Raw genomic sequence first — 15,431 nt, 5'->3', positions numbered from 1 at the left:
GTGGAGTTCAGAAATCCCAGTCGTCGTCGGTCGTGGGCTGCTGTGCGCCGATCACGTATGAGCTGCCCGACCCGGAGAAGAAGTCGTGGTTCTCGGCAGCTCCCGGGTCGAGGGCGGACATGATCTCGGCCGGCACGCGACAGTCATCGGTGGGGAACAACGGGTCCAGGCCGAGGTTGGACAGAGCCTTGTTCGCGTTGTAGCGCATGTAAGGCAGGACAGGTTCGATCATGCCGAGTGGGCCGTATAGATCTCGCGCATAGTCGATCTCGTTGTCGTACAGCTCGGTGAGCATGGAGTAGGCGAAGTCTTTCAGCTCGATGCGTCGCTGCGCGGTGGCCGTGTGCATGCCCTGCTGGAACTTGTAGCCGACGTAGAAGCCGTGCACTGCCTCGTCGCGGATGATCAGCCGGATGATGTCGGCGGTATTGGTCAGAATCGAACGCGATGCCCAATGCAGCGGCAGATAGAAGCCGCTGTAGAACATGAACGACTCCAGCATCACCGAGCTGATCTTCTTCTTCAGCGGGTCGTCGCCCCGGTAGTAGTCATGCACGATGTGGGCCTTGCGTTGCAGGAAGGTGTTTTCACGCGACCAGGCGAAGGCTGCGGTGATCTCGGGAGTCGAGCACAGGGTGGAGAAGATGGAGCTGTAGCTCTTGGCGTGGACCGACTCCATGAACGCCATGTTGGTGTAGACCGCTTCCTCGTGCGGTGTGGCAGAGTCAGCGAGCATCTCGATGCACCCGACGGTCCCCTGCATGGTGTCGAGCAGGGTCAGTCCGGTGAACACCCGGATGGTCAGCGTCTGCTGTTCGGGGCTCAGGGTGTGCCAGCTGGGCAGGTCGTTGGAGAGCGGCACTTTCTCCGGGAGCCAGAAGTTCGCGGTGAGCCTGTTCCACACATCCAGGTCCCGCTGGTCGGCGATGTCGTTCCAGTTGATCGCCTCGATCGGATCGACGGCCACGATCTAGCCTACGTCGACGGTGAACAGCGTCGGGCGGCGTCGAATCGTTCGGCGACATCGGCCCAGTCGACCAGCGACCACAGCCGGTCGATGTAGTCGGTCTTGACGTTGCGGTACTGCAGATAGAACGCGTGCTCCCAGGCGTCGAACACCAGCAGCGGGGTGCTGGTCGGGACCACGGTGATGTGGTGGTCGTGGATCTGGTTGACCACCAGTCGCGCCCCGAGTGGATCCCAGGCCAGTGCGCCCCAGCCTGATCCCTGCACGCTGGCGGTGGCCGCCGTCAGCTCCGCTTGGAACGCTTCGAAGCTGCCGAAGAACTCGTCGATAGCGGCGGCGAGCTCTCCGCCGGGCCGGTCGCCGCCGTCGGGGGACAGGTTGGTCCAGAACTGCGAATGCAGGCTGTGGCCGGCCAGGTGAAAGGCCAGGGTGCGCTCGAGCCCGGGTAGTGGCGCGAAGTCGCGGGCCTGTCGCATCTCGCCGAGGCGTTCCAACGTTGCATTCGCACCCTTGACGTAGGCGGCGTGGTGCGCGCCGTGGTGCAACTCCATGATTTCGCCGCTGATCGCGGGTTCGAGATCGCCGTAGTCGTAGGTCAGATCGGGGAGTTGGTAGGCCGGCATCGCGTAGTTCTCCTTGACGGGGTGGGGCTGTTGCGCCCTCATACCGTAGCGGTTATTCGGCTACCCGAACAAATAGTTACGGCTAGCCGTACTTTACTGGCGTCCAGCTCGCGAGACGGCCACCTTCGATGTGCCCTGCTTGGTGTGAACCCACCACTGAGCTCAGCGGCAGGGCGAGCGCAGGCCGAGCAGCAGCCGGATGAGGTCGACTTGGCGATGGGTTCCGGTCTTGTCGAAGACGTGCTGCAGGTGGGTCTTGACGGTGGACTGTGACAGCGACATGCGTTCGGCGATGTCTTTGACGCTGCTGCCGTTCAACACCATCAGCGCAATCTGGGTTTCGCCGGCCGTGAGGCCGTAGTGGCGGCGCAAAAGCACTGCCGCTGTTTCGGGTTCGTGCTCTGGATCGACGACAATGACCATGGCGCGCCTGCCGGGTCCGGTGCCGTCGGCCGGATCGATGGGCAATACCTCGATGACGTAGGGGCGCTGGTCGTCGGGTCGGGTGCACAGCAGCGAGCTTCCCGACGGCGGGTTGGTCCCGGCCGCCAAGGCGGCGTGAATGCTGCACTGAAGCGCACGGTCGGTTCCGGCGGCTACCGCTTCGAGTCGCCCGGCGCGGGAGCGGAGTCCGCCGGTTGACCGCAGGAGGTCCTCGGCGGCGTCGTTGGCGTACACGATGTGCGACTCGGTGGCGACCACGACGACGGCCAGCCGCAGTGCCTGGGTGACGGCACCGAGGTCGTCGGCATGGCGGCGCAGCTGTTGCAGGTGCCGTTGGCTGTGCAGGGCTTGCTGCAGGTGCGGTACCAGGGCGCTGACCAGCGGGACGAAGGGCTGCAGCGGCTGTGGCGCGGCGGCAAGGAACGCCAGCGGCGCCGGGCCGTCGGTGAGCCGCACGAACAAGCCGTCCGTCATGTCCAGTGGACGCAGCCAGTCGATGTTGAACTCGGACTCGGTCTGCAATGCCACCAGTGACCGCCCGCTGTGAAGGACACCGACCGGGCCGTTCTCGACGGCGTCGAGGACGTAATCGATCCGGTGGTAGTGCCGGTTGTAGTCGGCTTGGGCCTCCGGTGCCAGGCTGGTGGCCTGGATCGACCGGCCCGATTCGTCCACGCGTATCACCGCGCAGTTTGCATCGACGATCTGCCCAAGGTCGCTCAGTGTCGAGGTCCAGTTGGTGGGCGCCAGGACGGTGCCATAGATGGCCGCGACTATCCGCGAAAAGTCGTCAAGAGTCGCTGCCGCCGGCATGTCACGTCTCCGGTCTGGGGAATGTCTCCCACCTTGGAGAAGATTGTGCGCCGGAGAAGTCGCCTGCAATCTGATTTCCGGCGAAAATCTCAACCATTTGGATGAGGCGCGGGGTGGATCGTGCCTGGTTGGCTGACCCCCATGATCGTGCAGGATGTCGGCGTCGATGTGCGGGCTCTGCCGTTGGCGCCGAAGAACCCATTGCCATATTGGCAGCAGGTGCGGCAGTTCCGGGAGCTGCGTACCGGAATCGAAATACTGCGCGATGCCGGCGGGCCGGTGACCAGGTTGGAACTGGCACCACGCTGGCTCGCGCCCCCGATAGTGGTTGTGACCTCGCCGCAAGGTGCGCATGACGTGCTCAGCAGCGGCGACGTCGATCGCACTCTGGCCCACGATGAGATACGCCACCTGATGGGTCCGAACCTCTTCGATCTACCCAATGAGGCGTGGTTGCCGCGGCGGCGCACGTTGCAGCCGCTGTTCACCAAGCAGCATGTCCGCGGGTTCGCCGGGCATATGGGACAGGCCGCCGAAACAGTCGCCACCGGCTGGAAAGACGGGTCAACGGTCGATCTGGACGCCGAGTGCCGCCGATTGACGCTGCGGGCGTTGGGGCGCTCGGTGCTCGGCGCCGACCTTGACGAACAGGCTGCCGCGTTGGGTACGCCGATGCGCGTCGCGCAGGAGTACGTCACGGATCGGGCGTTTGCTCCGGCACGCGCGCCGCGCTGGCTGCCGACCCCGGCGCGACACCGTGCCCGGGCCGCCAGCGCCACATTGCACCGGCTCGCCAACGACATCCTGCAGGCCTGTCGAGCCGACCCCGAGAGGGATGCGCCGCTGGTGCGCGGGCTGATCAGTGCCACCGACCCCGACACCGGCCGTGGGCTGACCGATCGTGAGATCTGCGACGAGCTGATCGTGTTCATGCTGGCCGGTCACGACACCACCGCGACGACGCTCGCTTACGCGTTGTGGGCGCTGGGCAACCACCCCGACATTCAGCGCCGGGTTGCCGACGAGGTCGCCGAACTCGACGCGGACCTCAGCCCTGACGATGTGGCCAGACTGCCGTACACCATCCAGGTCTTGCATGAAGCATTACGGTTGTGCCCGCCCGGCGCGCTCAACGGTCGAACTGCGTTGCGCGACATCGCGGTCGACGGCTTTCGTGTGCAGGCCGGCTCCATGGTCGGGATCGGCATCTACGCGTTGCACCGCGATCCGACACTGTGGGAACGGCCGCTGGAGTTTGATCCGGACCGGTTCAGCCCGGAGAGCTCGGCGGGCCGTAATCGATGGCAGTATCTGCCATTCGGTGGTGGACCACGCAAGTGCGTCGGCGATCACTTCGCCATGTTGGAAGCCACCCTGGCGCTGGCCACCTGTGTGCGGCACCGTGAGATCAGTTCGCTGAGCAACGAATTCCCGGTGGCGGTACCGTTCACGACGGTCGCCGCCGCGCCGATCTATGCCCGCGTCACACAGCGATCGGGCGCGCTGCGGTGACGGCGCAACCAGCGTCACCCGGTGTGCCGGGGCGGGGTGTGGCTCCCCGGCTCGAGATCCTCGATGTAGGTGTCACTACCCGCGCCCACCCGGCGCCGCTGCTGTTCGTGCACGGCGCCTGGCACGGCGCGTGGTGTTGGGCCGAACACTTCCTGAACTTCTTCGCCGACAAGGGCTATCGCGCAGTGGCGGTGAATCTGCGCGGCCACGGGAAGAGCTCGCTGCACCAGCGGCTGCGCTCCTGCGCGGCCGCCGACTACGTCGACGACATTCACGCGGTGGTCGATGACCTGCCCACCGTGCCGGTGTTGATCGGCCACTCTATGGGCGGTTACCTGGTGCAGAAATATCTGGAGTCCTCACCCGCGGCTGCGGGAGTTCTGCTGGCGTCCGTGACCGGCCGCGCTGCGCTCGCACTGTCCTTACGTCAGACCAGACGACACCCCTGGCTGATGGCGGCTTACGCGTTCACCGGCAGATCGTTGCCGCTGGTCGACTCGCCCGAACGCGCCCGGGAGGCATTCTTCTCGCCGACAACTGCCGAAGCCGATGTCGTCCGGTATGCAGCGCGTCTGCAGGAAGAATGCCAACGAGCAATCCTGGATGTGCTGATGTTGAATATCGCCCGCCCCACGCGGATAACGACGCCGCTGTTGGTGCTGGGCGCCGAACACGACGGTTGCATCTCGATCCAGGCGGTGCGGGCGCTGGCACGCGCCGTGGGCGCCGACGCGGAGATCTTCTCCGGGATGGGGCACAACATGATGCTCGAACCCGGCTGGGACTCGGTAGCAGAACGCATCCACGTCTGGCTGGGCGAACGGGACCTGTAGCCGACGCATCGGCCAAGCGCGCGCCGACTGTGCGGTTCGCGACGCGTTCGTCGGCGTGGCGCGTCGTGAGATTCACACTCGGTCAGGGGCCACGACCTCAGTGCGTGTGAGCCGGCCCCTCTTGGCCCTTGTAGAGCCGGGCGAGCATCAGATCGCGGAATCGCGCGTTGTCGAGCAGCTTGAGCCCGGCATTGGCCAGCGTCGGCCTACCGGCCAGCTTGTGAAAGAACCTGCCGCGCTTGTACTCCCGGCCCCACGCCTCTTCCATACGGTTGGCGTAGTTGGTGAAATCGTCGGGCCCGCCGTTGGTCAGTGCTGCGACGGCGCATTCGCCGGCAGCCAGCCCCGACTCCAGCGCCTTGGAGATCCCGGCGCCCGAGGTCGGCCTGCCCGCACCCAGCGAGTCCCCGGTGAACAGCACCCCGGGCCGCCACGGCGGCCACGCGGTGAAGCCCATCGGCAGGCGCCAGGCTCGTACGGTCTTGGACTGCTTGAGTTCGGTGATCGAGGGCAGTTCCCATTCCCGGGGAAGCGTCTCGAGGAAGTCGCCGAGGAAGTGGGTGGCGTTGATGGCCTGCCAGTTCTTGTAGCTGTTGACGTAGCCCAGGCCGATGTTGACCCGGCCGTCACCCAGCGGGAACACCCAGCCGTAGCCGGGCAGTTGGTCGCCCTGGAAGACCAGCTTCATGTAGATGTCGAGGGAGTCGACATCCGGCCGGACCGCGGGCATTTCGGCGCGGATCGCGATCGCGGAGTAGCCGTTGTAGTCCGAGTCGAGTTTCAGCGCCCGCTTGATGGGCGAGTAGGCGCCGTCGGCGGCGATCACCGCATCCGCCAGCACCTTCTCGCCGCCCTTGAGCAGCACCCCGGTCACGCGGCCGGTGTCGTCGAGCACCGGGCCGGCGGCCTCGGCGGACTGCCGAATCTCGGCGCCGGCAGACTCGGCGTGCTTGAGCAGCAACGTGTCCAGTTCCGGGCGGCGCGCGACGTAGCCGTGGTCGGGCATGCCGGGCCGGCGCGGAAATGACAGCTCCCACTCGCTCGGGCTGAACACCTTCACCCGGTTGACCCGGTGGAACTTGTCGACCTGCTCGGCCAGGCCCATTTTCTGCAGGTAGCTGACCGCGCGGGCGGTCAGGCCGTCACCGCAGGGCTTGTCCCGGGGGAACTCGGCCTTGTCCAAGACCACGACGCTCGCGCCGGCCTGCCTGGCCTGCCAGGCGGCCGCTGACCCTGCTGGACCTCCGCCGACAACTGCAAGGTCGAATCGCTGCACCACAGCGGCGATGGTAGCCGACGGCCGGTCTGCCCAGGTCAGCGACGGCAACGCTGTAAGGTGCTTGACGTGCGCGGAACGACGAGACCCAAGCCGGCCGAAAACGGCGGGCAGAAGGTCGACGCCCGCAGCGAGCGTTGGCGCGAACACCGCAAGAAGGTTCGCAGCGAGATCGTCGACGCCGCCTTCCGGTCCATCGACCGGCTCGGCCCTGAAGTGAGCGTGCGCGAGATCGCCGAGGAAGCCGGCACCGCCAAGCCCAAGATCTACCGGCATTTTGCCGACAAGGACGACCTGTTCGAGGCGGTCGGAGCTCGGCTGCGCGACGACCTGTGGGCCGCGATCTTCGCCTCCATCGACGTCGCCACCAACTCGCTGCGCGACATCGTCCAGCGCAGTGTCGAAGAGTACGTCACGCTGGTCGACGAGCACCCCAACGTGCTGCGGTTTTTCATCCAGGGCCGGGCGCGCGCACAGTCCGAGTCGAGGATGCGGGCACTCAACGAAGGCCGGACCATCACGCTGGCGATGGCCGAGATGATCAACCACGAACTGCAGGATTTGGACCTCAACCGTGGGGCGCTGGAGCTGGCCGCGTTTGCGGCCTTCGGCAGCGCGACCTCGGCCACCGACTGGTGGCTCGGACCGGAGCTGGACAGCCCGCGGCGGATGCCCCGCGACACCTTCGTGGACTACCTGACGACGATCATGATCAGCGTCGTCGGTGGCACCGCCCAGAACCTCGGCATCGTTATGGACCCGGCCCAGCCGATCCACGAGGCAGTTCGGCGCCAGCCGGTCGCCTGATCGCGATCTGCCTGAATCGCGCCCAACAACCTGATAAATGCCGTATAAACGGCTGAATGAAGCACAATAACGCCTGGCGGACGGGTTCAGGGCTCCTGTCGGCGGTCACCGCGGCAGCGCTGGTCGTGCCGGCGGCTCATGCGACCGCGGCGTCCGAAGTAACTACGGCGTTGGCGGTAGCCCCGGCGGCGTTGCCCACTTTTCCGGGCGGGGGCCCGCCGGGTGACCCGTACGCATGCATGGCGGTGGACGTGTTCGGGTGCTCGATTGTGTTCGGCGGCAGCGGCATTCCCATACCGCACCAGGACTACATCGACGCGGTCAACGAGCGCTTCATTCAGCCGTTGCATCCCGGGTTCACCCCGCAGGCCCTGTTCACCCCGGAGGGACTGCAGCCGTTTACCGGTGTCAAGACCTTGCCGCTGGACGTTTCGATGGCCCAGGGGCTGACGATCCTGCAGCTCGCCGTCCAACAGCAGTTCAACTTGGGCCATGCGGTCAACCTCTACGGCTACTCGCAAAGTGCCTCCATCGACACGCTGCTGATGAGGCAGTATCTCGCGTTGCCCGAAGATCAACGGCCAGACGCGGATGCGTTGACGTTCACGTTCCTGGGCAACCCCAACACCCCCAACGGCGGGCTGATGCAGATCTTCAATCTGCCGGAGTTCGGTGGATCGGTGCCCATTGCCTCACTGGGCCTGACCCTCAACGGCGCAACCCCGGACGGTCCCTGGGCGACCAACAATTACACGCTGGAGTACGACGGGTTTGCCGATTTTCCGCGCTACTCGCTGAATCTGCTTGCCAACCTCAACGCGGTAGCCGGGATCTTGTACACGCACGACCAGTACGCGATGCTGCCGATGACACCTGATGGCCAGCTCGCCAACGCGATTCTGCTTCCAGGGTCGGTGGACTACGTCGGTGAGCTGCCCGACGGCGTGACGCCGAGTACGGCGACCAACTACTGGATGATCCCGACCGAGAACCTTCCCCTGCTGGAGCCGTTCCGGGGGAGTCCGTTCGGGAACGCGATCGCTGACCTGGTGCAGCCCTCCCTGCGGGTGCTGGTCAACCTGGGCTACGGCCAGATCGAACACGGCTGGGACGCGGGGCCGGCCAACGTACCCACCACGATTGGGTTGTTCCCGGACGTCAACCCCATGGATGTCCTGACGGCCCTGGTCAACGGCGCGCAACAGGGCTGGCAGGATTTCGTTCAAGACCTGGGTTCGCTGTCGTCAGCCGTTGCCGACGGGCCCGACACAGGTGTGGACATGGCTGCGTTCACGATGCCCAGCCTCGTTGACATCGCCAACGCATTCAGCGGCTCAGTCTCCGCGATCAACGGGGCGTTGATGGTGACCGGAGACATCCTCAATGCACTGACCACCACGCTGCCGGCCGCCATGGCCCAGGTCTTCTTCTCCGAACTCTCCCAGGGGAACCTGCTCGACGCGATCGGTCTTCCATTGGCCGCGGCTACCGGGCTGGGGTCGCTGGCGGCGGGATTCGAGCTGATCGGAATCATGCACGCGACGTCCCAGATTCAGGCGGAGTTGGCCGGCCTGTTCGGCTGATCCGGTGGCAGAGGTTTAGAGCCCGAGGTCGAGCAACACGCTGATGGTGTCCACGACCATGGGTTTGGTGGCCTCCAGGAATTGGGTCGTGGTCGCGGTGATGAAGTCGGAGGCTGCGGTGAACGCCTGCTGCAGGGGCTCGGGCAACACTTCGTAGATCGCCGCGAAGATGGCGTTGGGGATGATCAGCCCCTGGTTGATCACGCCCGCAACCATCGTGGCCAGCTGGAGGTAGACCACCTCGGCGTCGGGTAGCAGCGGAGCGGTGTAGTCCGGCAGGGCGCCGTTGGCGTTGGCGGTGATCAGGTTGGCCAGCACCTCGGCGGCGGGCTTGGGGATGCCGTCGTCGGTGAACAAACCGAAGTTGCCCTCGTGGTTGAGCGCCCCGGTCGCCAGGTCTTGGGTGCTGTAGATGAACGCCGGCCCGGCGAACGGGAGCTTGGACCAGGCGATCAGGAAGTCTTCGAGGAAATTGGCCTGGACGGTCTCGCTCACACCGAAAACCGGGGTGGTGGCATTGCCGTACTCGGTGGCCCGGATCTTCAGGTCGCCGTCACCGTTGGCGGCCATGATCGCATTGAGCGCCTGGACCTGCTCCAGCGGTGAGTTGGTGACGCCCAGGCCTGCGGAGAACGGCAGCGTGTAGTGGTAGGGGTGGTAGCTCACCGCGTCGAAATAGCCGTGGGCCCCGCTGGCGTACATCTGCTCCAGGAACTCTTGGGGACTGACACTGAGCCCGGCGATGGTGGTGGTGGCGCCCAACGCGCCCGCCAGCACGGTGGCGTCGGGGTCGACCGCTTTGATCGCGGTGTAGGCGGCCTGCAGCACGGTGGTGTAGGTCTCGGCGCTGACCGGGGAGTAGAAGATCACCCCGTTGGGTTCGTTCCAGATCTCGTAGGACGAGATCTGGCTGCCGTAGCGCTCGGCGACCTCGGCGGCGAAATTCGCATACGCGGTCGGGTCGGGGGCACCCGAGATGAGGGGGCCATCCCAGGCGGGGTTGCCGGTGATCGCGCCGGTGATCGTGAAGCCCATCGAGTGCGCCGTGTTGATCACGTTGTCCATCTGGACCCAGTCATAGGTGGTCGCGGTGGGCTGAATGTAGAGCCACGGCACGGCCAGGCGCAGATCGGTGACCCCGAGGTCGCGGATGTCGCTGAGTTGGGCGATGAGGTCGGACTGGTTCAGGTTGTACAGGTCGGAGTCGGCCACCCCGAAAACCTGGGTGGTGACATCGCTGGTCTCGGCATTGACCAGGGTGATTGTCTCGAGGTGGACCACCTGCGGCGCTGCGATCGCCGGGGCTGCGCCGGGATTGGTCGTCGGCAGGCTCGCGGCGCCGGTCAGGGTTGAGACGGCCAGGATGGCCGCGGCGAGTGCCGTTTGGATGCGACGCACAGTGATCAACTACAGGACCGCCTCGTCAGTGATGGTGAGGGTTGAGCGTATCGCCGACGGGAGAGAAATTTCAGGCCAAGCCGAAGTCGCTCTCAGGTGAGATGCAAATCCGCCACTGGCGCTAACCCGCGCTGCCACGCCAGCGCAGCGCTTCCAACGCGACCGCGACATACAGGCTGCTGTCTTCCAACGGCTTCGGCAACAGTTCCTCGGCGCGAGCGATCCGGCGCAGCAATGTGTTTCGGTGAATGAACAGGTGGGCCGCCGCACGCGAGGCGTTGCACTGCTGATGGACGAATGTCAGGACCGTTTGCTGCAGTTCGGCGTCGGCCGCCGCGAAGTCGCCGAGCGTTCGGGTGATGTACCGGTCCGCCCACTCCGGTTCGGCACTGATCAAGGCGACGAGCTCGATATCGGCGAACCGGGCCACACGCTGGGTGGAGTTCAGCCGCACCATCATGCGCTGTGCGGTGATGGCGTCGAGGTGGCTGCGCCGAAAGCCGTCGAGGCCCGCGGCCGTCGTCCCGATCGCGATCTGCACCCCCGGCAGGGTGCTGACCGCGGCGGAGACGGTGATCAGGTCCGGGCCTGCCGGGCCGGGCACCCACACCCAGCGGGTCGCCGTGCTGGCGAGAACCGACAATGCGCGCTGACCGTCGTGGGTACGCATCAATGCCTCGGCGGCGGCATCGAGATCGGACAGGTTGGTGGTCGACTCGTCGCCCCAGATCACCGCCGCGGTATGGCTTTGGTCGAGGCGATAGCCGAGCCGGCTTTCTGCGCGCTGTGTGGTGATTGCCGCGCCGTCCAGGATCAGTGCGACGGTCTCCCGCCGCTCGGCGTGGGTGCCCCGGGTGAGGGCCTCACGTTCGCGCTGCATCTGCTCGCCGATGCCGACGATGGTGGCATCGATGAACGAGGTCAACGACCGGGAGGTCACGTCGAGCAGTTCACGCAGTTGGTCGGGATCGTTGGTGAGGGTGAATGCGGTCTGCATCCACGACCGCCACGCCACATTAGTTCCCACCCGGTAGGCGTCGAGGACCGCCGATTCGTCGAGGCCTCGACGGAATCCGTCCCGGACGATGAGCAGTGACTCCGTCGCGAGATTGGCCGGCACCGGTTCTCCTGGGTGGCTGACATTGGCGGCCGCCCAGTGCAGCAGGTTGGAGCGGTTGCTGCGGCGGATGCCTTCGGCGAGAACCGGATCCGAGGCTATGGCCTGCGTGTATACCGCCGACAGGGTGGCCTCATGGAGTTCGTCGAGTGACTCCGGGGGAGCACTGACCATCAGCTGGGCGCCATGCCGGATCAGCTCGCGTACCGGCTCGGATGGCCGTGCCCAGTCCATAGCCGCAGCATATATCGCTGGTGCATTGTGCACTGGCTGGTGTGCGTTTTAGGTGCCAAATGCTCTTTCGCGACGACCCGCGTTCGCCGAACAATCAGGTCGCTATCAGGTGACAGCCATCACAGCTCGCCTTGACCACATCCTGGAGGACCACATGTCGCGCATCGGATCCACACAACGCGCAGCCGTCGAGCGCGCCAACTGCAAGGCCGCTCAGCGGCGCCGGGTGCGGCAGCGGCTGCGTGTCGTCGCCGCCACCGCGCCGGGCGCGGTGGCTGGAGCGTTGGCGATGACGTTGGCAACCCCGCACGCGGTCGCCGCGACGGCCCCGACGGCCGCCATGCAATCGATCATCGACCAGCTGCTCGACGCGCAGCAGCAGGTGTACGACACGAACAGCCACTACCCGTTCATCATTCCGTCGGATCTTGACTCGCTGCCGCAGTACATACAGGGCCTGTCAGCCACCGAGCTGGTGTTGCAATACGGCGAGATGTTCAATCCCAATACCGGAATCCAATGGCTGCTCGGCTTCCCGTGGGACGCCAATTCTGCTGACCCGGGCCAGTTCTACATCTTGGTGAACCCGGACAATCAGTACGGCGTCATCCCGATCAGCGCGGATGGCACCTACACCATGACGGTCCACCCCGGTGCCGGCAGCCTCGACGTTTCGTTCACAACGCTGTCCGGCACGATCGGCTCTGAGCAGGGCTACCTGCCCACCGGTCATGTGCTCAGTCTGTCCGGGGCTACGCCGAATGCCGATGGCAGCTACACGGTCACCTTCAGCCCGACGCCGCACGACGGGAACTGGATCGACACTACCGGCGCTGAAACCATGCTTATTCGCAACTCCATCGGTGACGCCGGACTGCCGCACGACTTCTTCTCACTCCAGCAAGAGGGTGTCGCGCCGACCTACCACCTGCCGTTCCTCTCGGACGAGCAGCTGACGACGCTGTTGAGCAACGTCGCCAGGGACATTCCCACCACCAATGCCGACGCCGTGTACTACGACCAGACCGCGATCCCGAACAAGCTCCCGGTCAACTGGATGACGCCGGTCGCATCGTCCACCACCGCGATCAACGGACTCATGCCCGGTCAATACAGCACGATGGGACACTTCCGCCTCGATGACGATGAGGCACTGATCATCAAGGTGCCCAACCTGGACGCCCGCTACTCCGGCCTGGAGCTGGCCAACGCGTGGGGGCAGAACGTTCCGATCGTGACCGCACAGGGCAGCCTGAACAGTACCCAGACGTTCGCCGACCCCGACGGCTACACCTATTACGTCGTCAGCGCCAAAGATCCCGGTGTCGCCAACTGGATCGACACCGGTGGCCTGGTCAACGGCATGCTCGGAGTCCGCTGGCAGGGCGTGGAAGGCAATCCGACGGGCTCCCAGACGTTTTCCCAGGTGGTCAACGTCGCCGACGTCAAGGACTACCTGCCGGCCGATCACCCACTTGTCAGCCCCGAAGAGCAGGCGGCGCTGCTGCACGAGCGCCTGTTCAATTGGAACTACAACCAGGACCAGGACCACGACATCTCCTGGCTGGGGGCCAACCTCCTGCGCTACCAGGTTGTGGCCGCGATGGGCGAGGACAATTTCGAGAAGATCTTCGGCAGCCAGGCTGACGCGCCTACGATCTGGGACCGGATGACCGATCCTGCGCTGATGCCGAACCTGGACGCCGTCGCCTCGGAGTTCCTGACCAACCCGGCTGGTGCCATGGCGGCGTTCGTCGGCAATATGCCGTTGGCATTCAAAGACATCGAGTTGCCGGTGCTGCTGGCCATGATGAGTTCGAAGGCTGTTGCGGACCAGACTTGGCAAGGCTTGCAGGGTGACTTCAGTTCCGGCGACTGGACGCAGGCCTGGACAACTCTGACCGGCGGTCTGGAAAGGCTGGGGACGGTCTTCGATACGGCCTGGGATGACCCGACCACCGGCATAATCGCGGGCCTGCTCAACGCGCGTGACGACATGTCGACTGGAATTCTCAACGCCGGCAACAGCTTCGACCTGAGCCCGTACTCGCCGCTGATGGAGTCACTGGTCGATCTGAACCAGCAGGTCATGGCTGCCCTGATGGGGTGAGCCGGCAGCAACCACGCGTCGTGGCGCCTTGCCGCAGGGGCTCCTGCGGCAAGGCGGCACGGGCGTTGACGGACACAGGTCCGGCAAACACACTGAACATCAAGACCCCACAAGGGAGGGATGCGCGATGACGCTGACCGATCACACCACTGAAGATGCCGGCCACCGGGCGCCGGTGCACACCCGGGCACTCATCATCGGAACCGGGTTCTCCGGTCTGGGCATGGGCATTGCGCTGCAGAAGCAGGGCGTGGAGTTCCTCATCCTGGAGAAGGCTGACGAGATCGGCGGGACGTGGCGGGACAACACCTACCCGGGCTGCGCCTGCGACGTGCCGTCGCACCTCTATTCGTTCTCCTTCGAGCCGAAGGCCACCTGGAGTCGACTGTTCTCCCCGCAGCCGGAGATCCTGGACTACCTCAAGGGCGTCACCGACAAGTACGGCCTGCGCCGCCAGATCCGATTCGGTTCGAAAGTGACCCGTGCGCACTGGAACGACGACGAATTTCGCTGGCATGTGTTCACCGAGGACGGCGGGGAATACGTTGCCCAATTCCTGGTTTCGGGAGTCGGTGGCCTGCATATCCCGCGCTTTCCCGAGATCGAGGGAATCGACGAATTCGCCGGTGCCGCATTCCACTCCGCCCAGTGGGACCACACCGTGGACCTGACCGGCAAGCGGGTTGCGGTGATCGGAACCGGCGCCAGTGCAATCCAGATCGTTCCGGCGATCGTCGACCGGGTAGCTGAACTGCAGCTCTACCAACGCACTCCGCCGTGGGTGGTACCGGTGCCACACCAGCCGTTGCCCAACGCGGTACGCCGCGCCTTCGCGATTGTGCCGGGACTGCGCCTGTCGGTCCGGGCTGCCATCTACTGGGCGCTGGAGGGTGTCGGATTCGCGATGACCAAGCGCCCCGGCCTGCTGCGTCTGATCGAGGCCGCCGGCAAACTCAACATCCGGCGGCAGGTCCGCGACAAGGAACTGCGCCGCAAGCTGACGCCCCAGTATCGGGCCGGTTGCAAGCGAATCCTCTACTCCGGCAACAACTACTACCGCGCGGTGGCTGACCCGAAGACGACACTGGTGACCGACCGGATCACCCGCATCACCCGGGATGGCATCGTCACCGCCGACAACGTGGAACACCAGGCCGATGTCATCATCTACGCCACCGGATTCCATGTCACCGACTCCTACACCTACGTCGGCATCACCGGCCCGAATGGCGAGGATTTGGTCGAGCGCTGGAACCGCGAAGGGGTCCAGGCGCACCGCGGCATCGCGGTGGCCGATATGCCCAACCTGTTCTTCCTGCTCGGTCCCAACACCGCACTCGGCCACACCTCGGTGGTGTTCATGATCGAGTCGCAGATCCGGTACGTCGCCAAGGCGATCGCCGCGGCCGACCAAGCCGGCGCGCAGGCGTTGGCGCCCAGTCGGGCCGCCCAGGACCGCTACAACGCCGAGCTGCAGGACAAGCTTGGCGGCTCGGTGTGGATCACCGGCGGCTGCAACAGCTGGTATCTCGACGAGCACGGTGTGAACCGGACGCTGTGGAGCGGCATGACCTGGCAGTACTGGCAGTCCACCAGGACGTTGCGGGCGGGGGAGTACCGATTTTCCGGGGTGGGCTGACACGACACGCAGACCACAAGTTCTTGTGTTGGCCTGGGTTGTCGCCCCCCAGGGGTAGTGTCGAAGACCTAGATT

General features: G+C 65.3%; 12 protein-coding genes. 6 read left to right on the top strand and 6 right to left on the bottom strand.

Going from position 1 to position 15,431, the window contains the following annotated elements:
• Positions 1–7: 7 nt before the first annotated feature.
• The 3 genes from nrdF to ACJH71_RS08075 all read right to left on the bottom strand — a co-directional run bounded on the left by nrdF (position 8) and on the right by ACJH71_RS08075 (position 2,847).
• On the bottom strand, positions 8–970 hold the full coding sequence (nrdF, locus tag ACJH71_RS08085; RefSeq protein ID WP_406757630.1) for a class 1b ribonucleoside-diphosphate reductase subunit beta: 963 nt from the start codon (positions 968–970) through the stop codon (positions 8–10).
• A 5-nt stretch (positions 971–975) separates the two neighbouring features.
• Complete coding sequence (locus ACJH71_RS08080) at positions 976–1,590, bottom strand: superoxide dismutase (RefSeq protein ID WP_406757629.1); 615 nt, start codon at positions 1,588–1,590, stop codon at positions 976–978.
• Positions 1,591–1,752: 162 nt separating this feature from the next.
• On the bottom strand, positions 1,753–2,847 hold the full coding sequence (locus ACJH71_RS08075; RefSeq protein WP_406757495.1) for a helix-turn-helix transcriptional regulator: 1,095 nt from the start codon (positions 2,845–2,847) through the stop codon (positions 1,753–1,755).
• Positions 2,848–2,988: 141 nt separating this feature from the next.
• Here ACJH71_RS08075 and ACJH71_RS08070 point away from each other — a divergent pair, with 141 nt between their 5' ends.
• Positions 2,989–4,359 carry a cytochrome P450 gene (locus ACJH71_RS08070; protein WP_406757628.1) on the top strand — a complete coding sequence of 457 codons (1,371 nt, stop codon included), beginning with the start codon at positions 2,989–2,991 and terminating at the stop codon, positions 4,357–4,359.
• 38 nt (positions 4,360–4,397) lie between these two features.
• On the top strand, positions 4,398–5,192 hold the full coding sequence (locus tag ACJH71_RS08065; RefSeq protein WP_406757494.1) for an alpha/beta hydrolase: 795 nt from the start codon (positions 4,398–4,400) through the stop codon (positions 5,190–5,192).
• A 97-nt stretch (positions 5,193–5,289) separates the two neighbouring features.
• On the opposite strand, the gene ACJH71_RS08060 is transcribed toward ACJH71_RS08065, so the two are convergent.
• Positions 5,290–6,471 carry an NAD(P)/FAD-dependent oxidoreductase gene (locus ACJH71_RS08060; RefSeq protein ID WP_406757493.1) on the bottom strand — a complete coding sequence of 394 codons (1,182 nt, stop codon included), beginning with the start codon at positions 6,469–6,471 and terminating at the stop codon, positions 5,290–5,292.
• Between the two features lie 66 nt (positions 6,472–6,537).
• Between ACJH71_RS08060 and ACJH71_RS08055 the strand changes: the two genes are divergently transcribed.
• Both ACJH71_RS08055 and ACJH71_RS08050 read left to right on the top strand, forming a co-directional pair.
• Positions 6,538–7,275: a TetR/AcrR family transcriptional regulator gene (locus ACJH71_RS08055; RefSeq protein ID WP_406757492.1), complete on the top strand. Its 738-nt coding sequence runs from the start codon at positions 6,538–6,540 to the stop codon at positions 7,273–7,275.
• Between the two features lie 56 nt (positions 7,276–7,331).
• Positions 7,332–8,858 (top strand): PE-PPE domain-containing protein, encoded by a 1,527-nt coding sequence (locus tag ACJH71_RS08050; RefSeq protein WP_406757491.1) that lies wholly within the window; start codon positions 7,332–7,334, stop codon positions 8,856–8,858.
• 15 nt (positions 8,859–8,873) lie between these two features.
• Here ACJH71_RS08050 and ACJH71_RS08045 read toward each other — a convergent pair whose 3' ends face one another.
• Together ACJH71_RS08045 and ACJH71_RS08040 are read right to left on the bottom strand one after the other, a co-directional pair.
• Complete coding sequence (locus ACJH71_RS08045; RefSeq protein WP_406757490.1) at positions 8,874–10,256, bottom strand: cellulase family glycosylhydrolase; 1,383 nt, start codon at positions 10,254–10,256, stop codon at positions 8,874–8,876.
• 121 nt (positions 10,257–10,377) lie between these two features.
• Positions 10,378–11,607, bottom strand: a complete 1,230-nt coding sequence (locus tag ACJH71_RS08040; protein WP_406757489.1) for a PucR family transcriptional regulator — start codon at positions 11,605–11,607, stop codon at positions 10,378–10,380.
• A 109-nt stretch (positions 11,608–11,716) separates the two neighbouring features.
• Between ACJH71_RS08040 and ACJH71_RS08035 the strand changes: the two genes are divergently transcribed.
• The gene (locus ACJH71_RS08035; protein ID WP_406757488.1) at positions 11,717–13,717 is read left to right on the top strand and encodes a hypothetical protein; all 2,001 of its coding nucleotides are present in this window, start codon (positions 11,717–11,719) and stop codon (positions 13,715–13,717) included.
• 127 nt (positions 13,718–13,844) lie between these two features.
• Positions 13,845–15,356 (top strand): flavin-containing monooxygenase, encoded by a 1,512-nt coding sequence (locus ACJH71_RS08030; protein WP_406757487.1) that lies wholly within the window; start codon positions 13,845–13,847, stop codon positions 15,354–15,356.
• Positions 15,357–15,431 lie beyond the last annotated feature (75 nt).

The organism is Mycobacterium sp. SMC-15 (genome assembly GCF_045310925.1).
In the GTDB taxonomy this organism is placed as follows: Bacteria; Actinomycetota; Actinomycetes; order Mycobacteriales; family Mycobacteriaceae; genus Mycobacterium.
The sequence above is the reverse complement of the archived record's forward strand: the minus strand, read 5'-3'. Positions and strand labels throughout refer to the sequence as shown.

What these genes read in the sequence shown, in the direction of transcription:
- ACJH71_RS08070 (WP_406757628.1), top strand. Translation starts at nt 2,989, where the DNA reads ATGATCGTGCAGGATGTCGGCGTCGATGTGCGGGCTCTGCCGTTGGCG.
- ACJH71_RS08050 (WP_406757491.1), top strand. Translation starts at nt 7,332, where the DNA reads ATGAAGCACAATAACGCCTGGCGGACGGGTTCAGGGCTCCTGTCGGCG.
- ACJH71_RS08075 (WP_406757495.1), bottom strand. Translation starts at nt 2,847, where the DNA reads ATGCCGGCGGCAGCGACTCTTGACGACTTTTCGCGGATAGTCGCGGCC.
- ACJH71_RS08030 (WP_406757487.1), top strand. Translation starts at nt 13,845, where the DNA reads ATGACGCTGACCGATCACACCACTGAAGATGCCGGCCACCGGGCGCCG.
- ACJH71_RS08040 (WP_406757489.1), bottom strand. Translation starts at nt 11,607, where the DNA reads ATGGACTGGGCACGGCCATCCGAGCCGGTACGCGAGCTGATCCGGCAT.
- ACJH71_RS08080 (WP_406757629.1), bottom strand. Translation starts at nt 1,590, where the DNA reads ATGCCGGCCTACCAACTCCCCGATCTGACCTACGACTACGGCGATCTC.